At 64.1% G+C, this 15,444-nt stretch carries 11 protein-coding genes; 7 read left to right on the top strand and 4 right to left on the bottom strand.

The genetic code is table 11. From position 1 onward, the window contains the following. Complete coding sequence (gene ettA, locus CAG41_RS13890; RefSeq protein WP_085584140.1) at positions 1–1,665, bottom strand: energy-dependent translational throttle protein EttA; 1,665 nt, start codon at positions 1,663–1,665, stop codon at positions 1–3. Between the two features lie 286 nt (positions 1,666–1,951). On the opposite strand from ettA, the gene CAG41_RS13885 reads away from it, so the two are divergent. The 7 genes from CAG41_RS13885 to CAG41_RS13855 all read left to right on the top strand — a co-directional run bounded on the left by CAG41_RS13885 (position 1,952) and on the right by CAG41_RS13855 (position 11,865). After that, positions 1,952–5,800 carry a bifunctional diguanylate cyclase/phosphodiesterase gene (locus tag CAG41_RS13885; RefSeq protein ID WP_085638880.1) on the top strand — a complete coding sequence of 1,283 codons (3,849 nt, stop codon included), beginning with the start codon at positions 1,952–1,954 and terminating at the stop codon, positions 5,798–5,800. A gap of 239 nt (positions 5,801–6,039) precedes the next feature. Beyond that, the gene (gene glyA, locus CAG41_RS13880; RefSeq protein ID WP_007924771.1) at positions 6,040–7,293 is read left to right on the top strand and encodes a serine hydroxymethyltransferase; all 1,254 of its coding nucleotides are present in this window, start codon (positions 6,040–6,042) and stop codon (positions 7,291–7,293) included. Positions 7,294–7,582: 289 nt separating this feature from the next. Beyond that, a complete protein-coding gene (locus tag CAG41_RS28320; RefSeq protein WP_139834970.1) occupies positions 7,583–8,155 on the top strand; it encodes a hypothetical protein in 573 nt (190 codons plus the stop codon). Positions 8,156–8,231: 76 nt separating this feature from the next. Then, on the top strand, positions 8,232–8,786 hold the full coding sequence (locus CAG41_RS13870) for a hypothetical protein (protein WP_139831491.1): 555 nt from the start codon (positions 8,232–8,234) through the stop codon (positions 8,784–8,786). Positions 8,787–9,062: 276 nt separating this feature from the next. Continuing rightward, positions 9,063–10,376: a C4-dicarboxylate transporter DctA gene (locus CAG41_RS13865; RefSeq protein WP_085584132.1), complete on the top strand. Its 1,314-nt coding sequence runs from the start codon at positions 9,063–9,065 to the stop codon at positions 10,374–10,376. Between the two features lie 49 nt (positions 10,377–10,425). Continuing rightward, positions 10,426–11,130 (top strand): FadR/GntR family transcriptional regulator, encoded by a 705-nt coding sequence (locus CAG41_RS13860; protein WP_085584129.1) that lies wholly within the window; start codon positions 10,426–10,428, stop codon positions 11,128–11,130. Between the two features lie 24 nt (positions 11,131–11,154). Next, a complete protein-coding gene (locus CAG41_RS13855; RefSeq protein WP_085707104.1) occupies positions 11,155–11,865 on the top strand; it encodes a GntR family transcriptional regulator in 711 nt (236 codons plus the stop codon). A gap of 82 nt (positions 11,866–11,947) precedes the next feature. Here CAG41_RS13855 and yjiA read toward each other — a convergent pair whose 3' ends face one another. The 3 genes from yjiA to CAG41_RS13840 form a co-directional block, all read right to left on the bottom strand. Further along, complete coding sequence (gene yjiA, locus CAG41_RS13850) at positions 11,948–12,916, bottom strand: GTPase (RefSeq protein ID WP_085707103.1); 969 nt, start codon at positions 12,914–12,916, stop codon at positions 11,948–11,950. A gap of 156 nt (positions 12,917–13,072) precedes the next feature. Beyond that, positions 13,073–13,270, bottom strand: a complete 198-nt coding sequence (locus CAG41_RS13845; RefSeq protein ID WP_085584123.1) for a YbdD/YjiX family protein — start codon at positions 13,268–13,270, stop codon at positions 13,073–13,075. 15 nt (positions 13,271–13,285) lie between these two features. Further along, positions 13,286–15,352 (bottom strand): carbon starvation CstA family protein, encoded by a 2,067-nt coding sequence (locus CAG41_RS13840; protein WP_085584121.1) that lies wholly within the window; start codon positions 15,350–15,352, stop codon positions 13,286–13,288. Positions 15,353–15,444: the final 92 nt, after the last annotated feature.

Below are 15,444 nucleotides of genomic sequence, written 5' to 3'. Positions count from 1 at the left end.
TCAGGCCAGCTTCTTGTGGCGAACACGGTGCGGCTGGGCCGCGGCGTCGCCGAGGCGTTTCTTGCGGTCGGCCTCGTACTCGGTGTAGTTGCCTTCGAAGAACACCGCTTGCGAGTCGTCTTCGTACGCCAGGATGTGGGTCGCGACGCGGTCAAGGAACCACCGGTCGTGGGAGATCACAATGGCGGCGCCCGGGAAGTCCAGCAGGGCCTCTTCCAGGGAACGCAGGGTTTCGACGTCGAGGTCGTTGGACGGTTCGTCGAGCAGCAGGACGTTGCCGCCCTCCTTCAGGGTCAGCGCCAGGTGCAGACGGCCGCGCTCACCGCCGGACAGATCCTTGACGAACTTCTGCTGGTCGCCGCCCTTGAAGTTGAAGCGGCCGACGTAGGTGCGCGACGGAATCTCGTAGCTGCCGATGCGGATCTGGTCGGAACCGTCGGAGATCTGCTGGAACACGGTCTTGCTGCCGTCCAGGTCTTCGCGGCTCTGGTCCACGCAGGCCAGCTGCACGGTCTCGCCGATCTCGATGCTGCCGGAGTCCGGGGTTTCCTTGCCCATCAGCATGCGGAACAGGGTCGACTTACCGGCGCCGTTGCCGCCGATCACGCCGACGATGGCGCCTTTGGGCATGGAGAACGACAGGTTGTCGATCAGCACGCGGTCGCCGTAGCCCTTGGTGACGTTCTTGAATTCGATGACCTTGTCGCCCAGGCGCGGACCGGCCGGGATGTAGATCTCGTTGGTCTCGCTGCGCTTCTGGAATTCCTGCGACTGCATTTCCTCGAAGCGCGCCAGACGTGCCTTGGACTTGGACTGGCGGGCCTTGGCGCCTTTGCGCACCCACTCCAGCTCTTCCTTCATGGCCTTTTCGTGGGCCGACTGCTGCTTGGATTCCTGGGCCAGACGATCGGACTTGGCTTCCAGCCAACCCGAGTAGTTGCCCTCGTAAGGAATGCCCGCGCCGCGGTCGAGTTCCAGGATCCAGCCGGCGACGTTGTCCAGGAAGTAACGGTCGTGGGTGATCGCCACCACGGTGCCCGGGAAGTCGTGCAGGAAGTGTTCGAGCCAGGCGACGGAGTCGGCGTCCAGGTGGTTGGTCGGTTCGTCGAGCAGCAGCATGTCCGGGGCGGACAGCAGCAGGCGGCACAGGGCCACGCGGCGTTTCTCACCGCCGGACAGGTGTTCGACCTTCGCGTCCCACGCCGGCAGGCGCAGCGCGTCGGCGGCGACTTCCAGCTGACGCTCCAGGTTGTGGCCGTCGCTGGCCTGCAGGATCGCTTCGAGCTTGGCCTGTTCGGCGGCCAGCTTGTCGAAGTCGGCGTCCGGCTCGGCGTAGGCGGCGTAGACCTCGTCCAGGCGGGCCTGGGCGTCCTTGATCACGCTGACCGCTTCCTCGACCACTTCGCGCACGGTCTTGGCCGGATCCAGTTGCGGTTCCTGCGGCAGGTAGCCGATGTTCAGCTCCGGCATCGGGCGGGCTTCGCCCTCGAACTCGGTGTCGACGCCGGCCATGATTTTCAGCAGCGTGGATTTGCCCGAGCCGTTGAGGCCGAGCACGCCGATCTTGGCGCCAGGGAAGAAGGACAGCGAAATGTTTTTCAGGATTTCCCGCTTCGGCGGAACAACTTTGCCCAGCCGATGCATGGTGAAGACGTATTGAGCCATGGAGAACCTAGGGTCAGTGACGGATGAATGAGTGGAGCGCAGGCGATGCCTGGCCAGACCGGTGCGCGTCGTTCAGTTGAGAGTGCCCAATGCGTGCGCGCGGAAAAAGTCTGAGTCTAGGAGCTGGAACGCTCCCGCGTAACCGGCAAAGCTACCTGAATGACGGAAGGCAGTCCAGCCGAGCGGGGCTGGCACTTCGCCACAACTCAAGGCATGCTAGCCGCCCTTCGGGCGTCCGGCTTATAGTGCACGTCGCGCCAGTCCAGCCAAACCGCAGGATTCCAGCTTGTCCAATGTCACTCCGCCAGCCTCTGTGAGCAGCACCCAACCGGCGCCCGGCTCGCCCCTGCGCGGAACATTGAAAGGCGCGCTGGCGACCCTGGTGCTTCTGCTGCTGGCGCTGCTGTTCTGGCAACTGCTCGACCAACTGCGCGAAACCCAGAAGAACCAGCGCCAGTACACCATCGACTACACCGCCGATCTCGCCTCCCAGGTCAGCCTGAACATGGCGCTGAACGCGCAGATCGCCCTCAACCTGTTACCGATCGTCGAACAGCCGCAATCGGCCGACGAACAGCAGGCGCTGTTGCGCAAGCTGCAGCAGTCGCTGCCCGACCTGCGCAGCCTGGCGCTGCTCAGCCCGTCCGGCAAGGTGCTCAGCGACAGCGACGCCGCCAGCGAAGACGCCGACTACCTCGGCGAACTGGTGCGCCGCAGCCGCGCCCAGGCCCACTATTTCAGCAACGCCGACGACGGTTCGGTGGTGCACCTGCTGCTGCACCAGGCCAGCGGCAGTACCCGCGGCTACTGGGCGCTGCGCCTGACCCCGACCTTCTTCGCCTCGCTGACCAAACAGGGCGACACCGGCATCCGCCCGCTGTGGCTGGTGGAAAACCGCATCAACCATCAGATCATCAGCCGCGACGAAGTCCTGCCTTCCGCCCGCACCAGCACCCTGACCCCGGACGACCTGGCCAACAGCGTGCTGACCGTGCCGCTGAGCAGCAGCGACTGGCAACTGCGCGGCCTGTTCGACCGTCAGCGCGTGCTCGAGCAACTGTTGCCGGCCTTCATCGGCAAATGCCTGCTGGGCCTGGCGTTCTCGCTGCTGCCGTTCATCGCGCTGCTCAACATGCGCCGCCGCCAGCGCCAACTGCATGAAGGCCGGCGCCGCTACCAGGACATCTTCGAAGGCACCGGCGTGGCCCTGTGCGTGCTGGATCTGTCCGGGCTCAAGCAGGTGTTCGACAAGGCCCGCCTGCAGACCAGCGACCAGCTCAAGGCCTGGCTCGACCACCCGCAGCAGCGCCAGCAGCTGTTGCAGGAACTGCGCATCACCGAGGTCAACCAGGTGGCGCTGCAACTGCTCAACGTCAATTCCTGCGAGCACGCCTGGCAGCTGCTGATCGACGGTCGTCCGCACACCCACTGCGCCATCGGCAACCAGGTGCTCGACGCCGTGCTCCAGCAACAGAAGCAGCTGGAGCTCGAAATCAAGCTGCCGGACATCAACGGCCGCGACCAGCACCTGTGGCTGGTGCTGCGCCTGCCGCAGGAACAGCACGACTACAAAGCGGTGATCCTGAGCATCAACGACATCACCAGCCGCAAGCTGATCGAACTGTCGCTGCTGGAGCGCGAGGGCTTCTGGTCGGACGTGGTGCGCACCGTGCCGGACCACCTGTACGTGCAGGACGTGATCAGCCAGCGGATGATCTTCAGCAACCATCACCTGGGCCAGACCCTCGGCTACAACCGCACCGAACTGCATCAGATGGGCGAGTACTTCTGGGAAATCCTGCTGCACCCCGAAGACGCCGACTACTACCACCGCTCGCGCCAACTGCAGCGCCACGCCGGCTACAGCCAACTGCTGCAGTGCCAGTTGCGCTTTCGCCACCGCGACGGCAAATGGCGGCGCTTCGACATCCGCGAACAGGCGCTGGCCCGGGACAAGCACGATCAGGTCACACGGATCATCGGCGTGGCCAAGGACATCACCGAGCAGATCGAGGCCAGCGAATCCCTGCGCGACAGCGAGCAGCGCTACCGGATGCTCGCCGAAAGCATCAGCGACGTGATCTTCTCCACCGACAGCAAGATGTCGCTCAACTACGTCAGCCCTTCGGTGCAGGCGGTGCTGGGCTATGACGCCGAGTGGATCTTCCAGAACGGCTGGCAGTCGACCATCGCCAACCCGCAGCAGCTGACCGGCATCTATCACCTGATGGACCGCGTCAGCAAGGCCTTGGACAAGCCCGAACAACTGGCGCTGCTGCGCAGCCAAGTGCAGACCCAGATGTTCCTGTTCGACTGCCTGCGGGCCGACGGCCGCAAGATCCCGATCGAGCTGCGCCTGGTGCTGGTGTGGGACGAGCACGGCGCCTTCGAGGGTGTGCTCGGCGTGGGCCGCGACATCAGCCAGCAGCGCCGTGCCGAAAAAGACCTGCGCATGGCCGCCACCGTATTCGAGCACTCGACGTCGGCGATCCTGATCACCGACCCCGCCGGCTACATCGTCCAGGCCAACGAGGCGTTCAGCCGGGTCAGCGGCTACGCGGTGGCCGAAGTCCTCGACCAGTTGCCGAACATGCTCACCGTCGACGAGCAGCAGGACGCGCACCTGCGCTATGTGCTCAAGCAACTGCACCAGCACAGCACCTGGGAAGGCGAAGTCTGGCTCAAGCGGCGCAACGGCGAGCATTACCCGGCCTGGGTCGGCATCACCGCCGTGCTCGACGACGAAGGCGACCTGGCCAGCTACGTGTGCTTCTTCAGCGACATCAGCGAGCGCAAGGCCAGCGAGCAACGCATCCACCGCCTCGCCTACTACGACGCCCTGACCCACCTGCCCAACCGCACGCTGTTCCAGGACCGCCTGCACACCGCGCTGCAGTCCGCCGACCGGCAGAAGTCGTGGGTGGTGCTGATGTTCCTCGACCTCGACCGCTTCAAGCCGATCAACGACTCCCTCGGCCACGCCGCCGGCGACCGCATGCTCAAGGACATGGCCACGCGCCTGCTGGCCTGCGTCGACGATGACGACACCGTGGCGCGGATGGGCGGCGACGAATTCACCCTGTTGCTGCAGCACCGCTCCAGCCGCGAGATGGCGCTCAACCGGGCGATCCACGTAGCCGAGCAGATCCTCGCCAGCCTGGTGAAACCGTTCGTGCTCGAAGGCCGCGAGTTCTTCGTCACCGCCAGCATCGGCATCGCCCTGAGCCCCCAGGACGGCAACGAGCTCAGCCAACTGATGAAGAACGCCGACACCGCGATGTACCACGCCAAGGAACGCGGCAAGAACAACTTCCAGTTCTACCAGGCCGACATGAACGCCAGTGCGCTGGAGCGCCTGGAGCTGGAAAGCGACCTGCGCCACGCGTTGGAGCAGAACGAATTCGTGCTGTATTACCAGCCGCAGTTCAGCGGCGACGGCAAGCGCCTGACCGGCGCCGAAGCCCTGCTGCGCTGGCGTCATCCGCGTCGCGGGCTGGTGCCGCCGGGGGACTTCATCCCGGTGCTGGAAGAGCTCGGCCTGGTGGTGGACGTCGGCGACTGGGTGATCGCCGAAGCCTGCCGCCAACTCAAGACCTGGCACCAGAGCCGCGTACGCGTGCCGAAGGTGTCGGTGAACATCTCCGCCCGGCAGTTCTCCGACGGCCAGCTCGGCACGCGGATCGCCACCACCCTGCGCGAAACCGGCCTGCCGCCGGCCTGCCTGGAACTGGAGCTGACCGAAAGCATCCTGATGCGCGAAGTCAGCGAGGCGATGCAGATCCTCGACGGCCTGAAGAACCTCGGGCTGAGTATCGCGGTGGACGACTTCGGCACCGGTTACTCATCGCTGAACTACCTCAAGCAGTTCCCGATCGATGTGCTGAAGATCGACCGCACCTTCGTCGACGGCCTGCCGTCCGGCGAGCAGGACGCGCAGATCGCCCGGGCGATCATCGCCATGGCCCACAGCCTCAACCTGGCGGTGATCGCCGAGGGCGTGGAGACCCACGAGCAACTGGACTTCCTGCGCGAGCACGGCTGCGACGAGGTGCAGGGCTACCTGTTCGGCCGGCCGATGCCGGCGGGGCGGTTCGAGGCGCAGTTCAGCAACGATGCGCTGTTCATGTTCGACTGAGGATCTGCGGCGCTGCCATCGCTGGCAAGCCAGCTCCCACAAAGTTTGATGTCAATCATGAAGTTCGTGGTTATCAGCGGTTACTGTGCGAACTGGCTGGCCAGCGAAAAGGCCGGCACGGACGCCACGCATTCGGCCATGAACGCCACTTGTCTGCGACATGATGTCGTTTCATATGCCATCCAAAACCCGTTGGGTTAGAATGCCCCCCTTTTCTGCCCCGATCCTTGAGGACCGCCATGTTCAGCCGTGATTTGACTATTGCCAAGTACGACGCCGACCTTTTTGCCGCCATGGAGCAAGAAGCTCAGCGCCAGGAAGAACACATCGAGCTGATCGCTTCGGAAAACTACACCAGCCCTGCGGTGATGGAAGCTCAAGGCTCGGTGCTGACCAACAAGTACGCCGAAGGCTACCCGGGCAAGCGCTACTACGGCGGCTGCGAATACGTCGACGTGGTTGAGCAACTGGCCATCGACCGCGCCAAGGAACTGTTCGGCGCCGACTACGCCAACGTCCAGCCGCACGCAGGCTCCCAAGCCAACGCCGCGGTCTACCTGGCCCTGCTGTCGGCCGGCGACACCATCCTGGGCATGAGCCTGGCCCACGGCGGTCACCTGACCCACGGCGCCAGCGTGTCCTCCTCCGGCAAGCTGTACAACGCCATCCAGTACGGCATCGACGCCAACGGCCTGATCGACTACGACGAAGTCGAGCGCCTGGCGGTCGAGCACAAGCCGAAAATGATCGTGGCCGGTTTCTCCGCCTACTCGCAGGTGCTGGACTTCCCGCGCTTCCGCGCCATCGCTGACAAGGTCGGCGCCTACCTGTTCGTCGACATGGCCCACGTGGCCGGTCTGGTCGCCGCCGGCGTCTACCCGAACCCGGTGCCGTTCGCCGACGTCGTGACCACCACCACCCACAAGACCCTGCGCGGTCCGCGTGGCGGCCTGATCCTGGCGCGCGCCAACGCCGACATCGAGAAGAAACTGAACTCCGCCGTGTTCCCGGGCGCCCAGGGCGGCCCGCTGGAGCACGTGATCGCGGCCAAGGCGATCTGCTTCAAGGAAGCTCTGCAGCCTGAGTTCAAGGCCTACCAGCAACAAGTGGTGAAGAACGCCCAGGCCATGGCCGGCGTGTTCATCGAGCGCGGTTTCGACGTGGTGTCCGGCGGTACCCAGAACCACCTGTTCCTGCTGTCGCTGATCAAGCAGGAAATCTCCGGCAAAGACGCCGACGCCGCACTGGGCAAAGCGTTCATCACCGTGAACAAGAACTCCGTGCCTAACGACCCGCGCTCGCCGTTCGTCACCTCCGGCCTGCGTTTCGGCACCCCGGCCGTGACCACCCGCGGCTTCAAGGAAGCCGAGTGCAAGGAACTGGCCGGCTGGATCTGCGACATCCTGGCCGACCTGAACAACGAAGCGGTGATCGACGCCGTTCGCGAGAAGGTCAAGGCCATCTGCAAGAAGCTGCCGGTGTACGGCGCCTAACGGCAGCCTGAACCCCAGCACGGAAAACCGGCCAAGCGATTGGCCGGTTTTTTTTCGCCCGCAAAATGCCGTTCCCCTGACTCGCGCCCCTTTCCCCAAGCAACTTTCCCTCCTGCCATTCAAGACTTGAAACAACAACACCCCATCACTATCGACCACACCAAAGAACTAACTGTTATCGTTCACCAAATTCGCCAGCGCCAATAAATCCATCCACACGACAACACCAAAACATACAACTAAGAAACAATCCAAATGCCACTCACCACTGGAATTCAAGGAAGAACCCATGAGAACAAACAGGCAAGACTCTTTCATCGCAACATTAGCAATGGACACTCAGCACGTTAACTTTCTTGGCCTGTTGCACGAAACTCCTGCCACACGCCTGGACACACAGTTTTCCGGTGGCTTTTTCACTGGCGCACCGAAACAGAAAAACGACAGCCACCTGCTGGGCCATCGCTCCCGACAGGACATCCTCAATCCCGCGCCAATGACGATCTACTTCCGCTGCACGGACGACTATTACCACCTCTATGTAAGGTCCCACCCCGTCTATGCAGGATACTGCCTGAGCAAAGACCCTTCCGGCTTCCTCGGGGCGTTTCTCCCGGCCGGTCGCGACACCACCTCCTTCAATCTGCTGAACCTGGACAACCGCGTCATCACGCTGCCGGACCTGACCCGCGACACCCACCTCATCCGGCTCCAGGCACGCAGCGCCCGGCATGTCGGCAGCCTCCGCCGAAGAGGCGCGCCCTACCGCTACCTGGGCGAAACCGACAAGGAAGGCATCGTGTTCAAGCTGCGGATCATCGAGCGCAACGCATCGTTCCTGAGTGACCCGGACGAAGTCTGACCCACGCCTGCCCGACGCACTTCAACTTCCCGCGACACTGCACTTTTCAACGAACATTCAGAACGCTGAGCATCCTATGAGCACCGACCAGGAAAAATCCTTCATTGCAACTTTCAGCACCCCTCTTGGAAACCCTCACTTTCCAAGACTGACCTACGGCAAGAAAGTCTCGACAATGCGCCCCGACTACGTGCCCTTCACTCTTTCTTCCCACATTGATGTTTCCGATTATTTGTTCCTGAACCCAAACGTCGCACCCGACGCACTGACGTTTTATTTCAGATGCCTCGACGACTATTACACGATCTATATTCTGACTCCCGGAGACTATTACTACAGGACTGTCAGCAAAGAGCAGGAAGACTTCCTGAACGCCTATGCCACCGAAGACGGCGACCAGACCACTTTCAACTTGCTGAACGCCCGCGGCAAGATCGTCACGCTGGATCGACTCGGCAGCGACACACCCACCGTCCGGATACAGACGCGGGCCGGCAAACTGCTCCGGGCCGGATTGAGCCGGAACCGATATGACCCCAAGGTCGGCACGTTCATCCGAACCGACCCCAACCAGAGTTCGACCGCACTGGACTTCAAGCTGAACATCCTGCAGCGCAACGCGCCCTACTGATCCGGCATCGCAAGGATCGCACCGCCTACCCGACGCCAAAGCGCGGACATGACCGTCCGCGCTTTGGCCTCTTCACAAGCAAGGCAAGATAACCGGCAGCACCGAACCACTGGTCAGACCGGTCAAGCCAATTTGTCATTTTTCACTTGCACCCCTTCCGAAACAGCGCCTATTCTGCCCCCTCGCACTGGACATACCGGTAAGACCACAATAATTAAGTCCTCAATCCGAAGCGCCACGCGCCCGGCAGCCAGGACACCGACCAGGATTCCTCCCATGCTCAGATGGTGCTCGCGTTCGATCTTCCTCCAAGTGGTTCTCGGCCTGATGCTCGGCATCGTCTGCGGACTGACCCTCCCCGAATACTCGGCCCAGCTCAAACCGCTGGGCGACGGTTTCATCAAACTGATCAAGATGCTCATCGGCCTGATCGTGTTCTGCGTGGTGGTCAGCGGCATCAGCGGCGCCGGCGACCTGAAGAAGGTCGGGCGCATCGGCCTCAAATCGGTGATCTACTTCGAAGTGCTGACCACCCTCGCCCTGGTGATCGGCCTGGTCTTCGCCTTCACCACCGGGATCGGCAGCGGCGCCAACATCCACCTGGAACAGCTGGCCGCCGCCGACATGGGCGACATCGCCGAACGCGGCCAGCACATGCACACCACCACCCAGTTCCTGATGGATCTGATTCCGGCATCGGCCCTCGGCGCCTTCGCCGACAACAACATCCTGCAGGTGCTGCTGTTCTCCGTCCTGTTCGGCAGCGCGCTGAACCTGGTGGGCGAGGCGGCCTCCGGCATCTCGCGGCTGATCAACGAACTGAGCCATGTGATCTTCCGGATCATGGGCATGATCGTGCGCCTGGCGCCCATCGGCGTGTTCGGCGCCATCGCCTTCACCACCAGCAAGTACGGCCTGGATTCGCTGCAGCACCTGGGCAGCCTGATCGGCCTGTTCTACCTGACCTGCGCCGCCTTCGTGTCCCTGGTCCTGGGCCTGGTGATGCGTCTTTCGGGCCTGCGCCTGTGGCCGTTGCTCAAGTACCTGCGCGAGGAACTGCTGATCGTGCTCGGCACCGCGTCCTCCGACGCCGTGCTGCCGCAAGTGATGCGCAAGCTCGAACACCTGGGCATCGGCAGCTCCACCGTCGGGCTGGTGATCCCCACCGGCTACTCGTTCAACCTCGACGGCTTTTCGATCTACCTGACCCTGGCCATCGTCTTCATCGCCAATGCCACCGGCACGCCGCTGGCCATGACCGATCTGCTGACGATCCTGCTGGTGTCGCTGATCACCTCCAAGGGCGCCCACGGCATTCCGGGCTCCGCGCTGGTGATCCTGGCCGCGACGCTGACCGCGATCCCGGCGATTCCGGTGGTGGGCCTGGTGCTGGTGCTGGCGGTGGACTGGTTCATGGGCATCGGCCGGGCGTTGACCAACCTGACCGGCAACTGCGTCGCCACCGTGGCCATCGCCCGCTGGGAAAGGGACATCGATGTGCAACGGGCCAACAAGGTGCTCAGCGGCGAGCAAGGCTATACCTTTCAGCCAAGAAAACCGGCCGCCCGGGCGGCGGCCAAAGAATTCTGAATGACCGCCGTGCCTGCCGGAGCGCAGGCACGGCCCATGGAGCGAACACGTGATTACTACTTCAACCGTCGTCAACTCAGTGGTGGAAAAACTCCGCGCCGCACTGGCCCGAGGCCAGTGGCGTTCCGGCGACATGCTGCCGGGCCAGCGCGAGCTGGCCGAACAACTGGGCATCAGCCGCCCGAGCCTGCGCGAGGCGGTGACCGTGCTGGAAACCCTGGGCCTGGTGCGCTCGATGCCCGGCAAAGGCGTGGTGGTGCTCGAGGCGCAGGCCGAGGACACGCACAGCCCCGACAGCGCCGTCGCCCGCGCCAGCCTCGAGGACGTCCTGCAACTGCGCTACACCTTGGAGCCGTTCATCGTCGGCCTGGTGGCGCAGTCGGTCGGCAGCAAGGAAGTCGGGCAACTGCGCCTGACCCTGATGGACATGCGCGAAGCCCTCGACGCCGGCGACAGCGAAGCCGGGGCCAACGCCTACATCGCCTTCCACGAAGAACTGTTCGCCCTGACCGCCAACCCGATCTTCCAGAGCGTGGTGCAGCAGACCGGCAACGCCCTCAAGCAGAGCGCCGAGGTGCTGCGCAATTCGCCGCAGCACCTGGCCGAACGCCTGGAAGAGAACGAAGCCGTGGTGCGCGCCATCCGCAACCGGAACAGCGCCCAGGCCAGCGCCGAAATGCGTCGGCACATCCTGCGCGAAGGACGACGGATGGGGATCGAGCTGAACATTCCGGATGACCACCTCGGCAACTGAATCGCCTCACACGGGAGACCGGTCATGAACAGCCTTGCCACGTCGCCTCACACCCGCCGGATGTCGGCGGCCCTGCCCTTCCCCGGCCTGCGGGCGCCGGCGGAGGATCTGTACCGGCAATTGCTCGAGGCGATCCTGGAGCAGCGGATCGGGCCTGCGGACCGCTTCACGGAAGACAGCCTCAAGGCGATGTTCGGCGTCAGCCGCGCGCAGGTGCGCCGGGTGCTGACGCAGTTGTCCCATGAGCATGTCATTGTGTTGCGCACCCATCATCGGCCACGGGTCGCCGAGCCCGATGCCGAGCAGACCCGGCAAGCACTGCACGCTCGGCGTCTGGCGGAAGCCACGCTGGTGCGCATGGCTTGCCGCAACGCATCGCCTGACGGGCTCAAGCGCCTGCGGGCATGCGTGGAGCGCGAGCGCCTGGCCGTGGCGCAAGCCCAAAGCGGTGCGGCGATCCGGCTTTCCGGGGAGTTTCATCTGCAACTGGCGCAGTTGGCGGGGAATGCGCCGTTGGCGCACTTTCTCGGCAACCTGGTGCCGTTGACGTCGCTGGCCATTGCGCGCAATGCCGGACAGCCCCCCGAGGGCGACTCCTGGCAGGCGCATTCGGCGATCGTCGAGGCGGTGGCAGATGGGGACGCGGACAAGGCAGCGGTGCTGATGAGCCGTTACCTGGAGCGCCTGGAGGACAGACTGCTCGACCCGACCCGCGAACACAGAGCCGCAGGCTAGATCGCCTTCGCGGGCAAGCCCGTTCCCACAGTGGCCGGCGCGGCCCAAAACCTGTGGGAGCCCTCCTGCCGGCGCCGCGCCCTCAGCCTGCCATTTCGGCGAACCCTGCCCGGATCTTCTCTTCAGGCAGGTCATCGGCGATGAACACGATCACGCTTTCCCGCGCCTCGCCTTCGGCCCATTCGGTGTCCCAGTCGAAACCGTAAAGCTTCAGCACGCCCTGGAAGACCAGGCGCCGATCCTCTCCGGCAATGCTCAGCACGCCCTTGTAGCGCAGCAGTTGCCGTCCATGCTCCTCCAGCAGCTCGTTCATGAACCCGCTGAGGCGGTCGATGTCCAGCGGCCGGTCGGTGCGCAGCACCAGGCTGGAGATGCGGTCGATGGACGGCGCCTGGCGCACCGGCCTCAGGCTCACCCCGCCGCCCAGGTCGGCATTGAGGTTGAAGCCCCGCACGTCGAGCAGTTCGGCCAGGTCGATCCGGCCGTGCTCGACCACACGGATGGGCGCCCGCCGGTTGATGCGCGCCAGCCGCTCGCTCAGGGCGGTGAAGGCGGCTTCGTCCACCAGGTCCGTCTTGCTCACCAGCAAGCGGTCGGCGAACCCGACCTGCGCCTGGGCGATGGTCTGGGACAGGTGCAGGTCGGCGTGCGCGGCGTCCACCAGGGTGATGATGCCGTCGAGCAGGTAGCGCTCGCGCAGTTCTTCGTCGATGAAGAAGGTCTGCGCCACCGGTGCCGGGTCGGCCAGGCCGGTGCATTCGATCACCAGCCGGTCGAAGGCGATTTCGCCGCTGTCCAGCCGTTCGAGCAGCAGGTACAGGGCCTTGGTCAAATCAGTGTGGATGGTGCAGCAGACGCAGCCGTTGGCCAGGGTCATGACCTGCACGGGCTCATCGCCGAGCAGTTGGGTGTCGATGCCGGCGTCGCTGAATTCGTTTTCGATCACGGCGATCTTCAGGCCGTGCTCGGCCTTGAGCAGGTGGCGCAGCAAGGTGGTCTTGCCGGCGCCGAGGAAACCGCTGAGCACCGTGACGGGAATGGGAGAGGACAAGCGTTTTCTCCTGATCTGAAAGAATCACAAAACAATTGTGGGAGCCAGCCTGCCGGCGATGAGGGCGGGTCAGTCGGCATCGTTGCCGAATGACGCTCCGCTATCGCCGGCGGGCTGGCTCCCACAGGTTTACCGCGTCGGCCGCAGGCTGTCAGCTCAACAGCACTTCGGCCCGCCCTTGCCGCCGTAACGGGCCTCCTGACGTTCCCGGAAGAACGTCTCGTAGTCCATCACCGGCTTGTCCGGGTGCTTGGTCTGCATATGCTCGACGTAAGTGTCGTAGTCGGGCATGCCGACCATCAGGCGTGCGGCCTGACCGAGGTATTTACCGAGGCGACTCAGGTCATTGAACATGGTGCAATCCTCAGGTTACGCGTCCGGCAGGGCCTGGAACGGCGATTCTTTGTCCGTGCGTTCTTTTTTGCCCCAGGCGGCGATGCCGACCTTGAGCGCATAGAACAGGATGCTGAACACCACGAACAGGAACAGCGCCGTCAGCGTCGCGTTGGTGTAGGCGTTGAAGATCACATGCTGCATCTGCTCCACGCTCTTGGCCGGCGCGAGCACCTGGCCTGCGGCCAGCGCATCGCTGTACTTCTTGGCCAGCGACAGGAAGCCGATCGCCGGGTTGGCGTCGAACAGCTTGATGAAGCCTGCGGTGGTGGTGCAGATCAGCAGCCAGGCGGCCGGCAGCAGCGTGACCCAGATGTAGCGCTGACGCTTCATCTTGATCAGCACGACGGTGCCGAGCATCAGGGCGATGCCCGCCAGCATCTGGTTGGAGATGCCGAACAGCGGCCACAGGGTATTGATGCCGCCCAGCGGATCGATCACGCCCTGGTACAGCAGCCAGCCCCACATCGCCACGCAGCCGGCGGTGGCGATCAGGTTGGCGGTCCAGGACTCGGTGCGCTGCAACGCCGGCACGAAGGAGCCGAGCAGGTCCTGCAGCATGAAGCGCCCGGCGCGGGTGCCGGCGTCCACGGCGGTCAGGATGAACAGCGCCTCGAACAGGATCGCGAAGTGGTACCAGAACGCCATGGTGTTCTCGCCCGGCAGGACACTGTGCAGGATCTGCGCGATACCCACCGCCAGGGTCGGCGCACCGCCGGCGCGGGCCAGGATGGTGGTTTCGCCGATGTCGTGGGCCACGGCCTGCAGCGCATCCGGGGTGATGGCGAAGCCCCAGTTGCTGACCGCCGTCGCCACCGCCACCACATCACCGCCGACCACGGCGGCCGGGCTGTTCATGGCGAAGTACACGCCCGGCTCGATCACCGAAGCGGCGACCATTGCCATGATGGCCACGAAGGACTCCATCAACATGCCGCCGTAACCGATGTAGCGGGCGTTGGTTTCGTTGTCCAGCAGCTTCGGCGTGGTGCCGGAGGAGATCAGCGCGTGGAACCCGGATACCGCACCGCAGGCGATGGTGATGAACAGGAACGGGAACAGGCCGCCCTTCCACACAGGGCCGGTGCCGTCGACGAACTGGGTCAGCGCTGGCATTTTCAGCTCGGGCATGGTGACCAGGATGCCGATCGCCAGGGCGATGATGGTGCCGATCTTGAGGAAGGTGGACAGGTAGTCGCGCGGGGCGAGGATCAGCCACACCGGCAGCACCGCCGCGACGAAGCCGTAGCCGATCAGCATCCAGGTGATCTGCACGCCGGTGAAGGTGAAGGCCTTGGCCCACACCGGATCGGCGGCGACCTGCCCGCCCAGCCAGATCGAGCCCAGCAGCAGCAACACGCCGATCACCGAGATCTCGCCGATGCGGCCCGGACGGATGTAGCGCATGTAGACGCCCATGAACATCGCGATCGGGATGGTCGCCATCACGGTGAAAATGCCCCACGGGCTTTCGGCCAGGGCCTTGACCACGATCAGCGCCAGCACCGCGAGGATGATGATCATGATCAGGAAGCAGCCGAACAGGGCGATGGTGCCGGGGATGCGGCCCATTTCCTCGCGCACCATGTCGCCCAGGGAGCGGCCGTTGCGGCGGGTGGACATGAACAGGACCATGAAGTCCTGCACCGCGCCCGCCAGCACCACGCCGGCGATCAGCCACAGGGTGCCGGGCAGGTAGCCCATCTGCGCCGCCAGCACCGGCCCGACCAAGGGGCCTGCGCCGGCGATGGCCGCGAAGTGGTGTCCGAAGAGAATGTGTTTGTTGGTCGGCACGTAGTCCAGACCGTCGTTGTTGATCACGGCGGGGGTGGCCCGGCGCGGATCGAGCTGCATCACATTGTTTGCGATGAACAGGCTGTAGTAGCGGTACGCGACCAGATAGATGGCCACAGCGGCGACCACGATCCACAAGGCGTTGATCGCCTCGCCTCGACGCAAGGCCACGACGCCCAGGGCGCACGCCCCTACGATTGCCAGCACCAGCCAGGGTAAGTGGCGTAGCGGGCTATTATTATTTTTCATTTTATTATTCCAGCCAGGGTGGACAAGAAAGACAGCCACCCCGAGTTTAGCGCTGTTGGCCGTAAAGACCATACCCGACATTGGTCTGAGGC

Origin of the sequence: Pseudomonas sp. B35(2017) (assembly GCF_002113645.1) — a bacterium.
Taxonomy (GTDB): domain Bacteria; phylum Pseudomonadota; class Gammaproteobacteria; order Pseudomonadales; family Pseudomonadaceae; genus Aquipseudomonas; species Aquipseudomonas ekonensis.
The sequence above is the reverse complement of the archived record's forward strand: the minus strand, read 5'-3'. Positions and strand labels throughout refer to the sequence as shown.

Excerpts from the sequence above, each read along its gene's own strand:
- ettA (WP_085584140.1), bottom strand. The coding sequence starts at position 1,665 with ATGGCTCAATACGTCTTCACCATGCATCGGCTGGGCAAAGTTGTTCCG.
- glyA (WP_007924771.1), top strand. The coding sequence starts at position 6,040 with ATGTTCAGCCGTGATTTGACTATTGCCAAGTACGACGCCGACCTTTTT.
- CAG41_RS28320 (WP_139834970.1), top strand. The coding sequence starts at position 7,583 with ATGAGAACAAACAGGCAAGACTCTTTCATCGCAACATTAGCAATGGAC.
- CAG41_RS13870 (WP_139831491.1), top strand. The coding sequence starts at position 8,232 with ATGAGCACCGACCAGGAAAAATCCTTCATTGCAACTTTCAGCACCCCT.
- CAG41_RS13865 (WP_085584132.1), top strand. The coding sequence starts at position 9,063 with ATGCTCAGATGGTGCTCGCGTTCGATCTTCCTCCAAGTGGTTCTCGGC.
- CAG41_RS13855 (WP_085707104.1), top strand. The coding sequence starts at position 11,155 with ATGAACAGCCTTGCCACGTCGCCTCACACCCGCCGGATGTCGGCGGCC.
- CAG41_RS13845 (WP_085584123.1), bottom strand. The coding sequence starts at position 13,270 with ATGTTCAATGACCTGAGTCGCCTCGGTAAATACCTCGGTCAGGCCGCA.
- CAG41_RS13840 (WP_085584121.1), bottom strand. The coding sequence starts at position 15,352 with ATGAAAAATAATAATAGCCCGCTACGCCACTTACCCTGGCTGGTGCTG.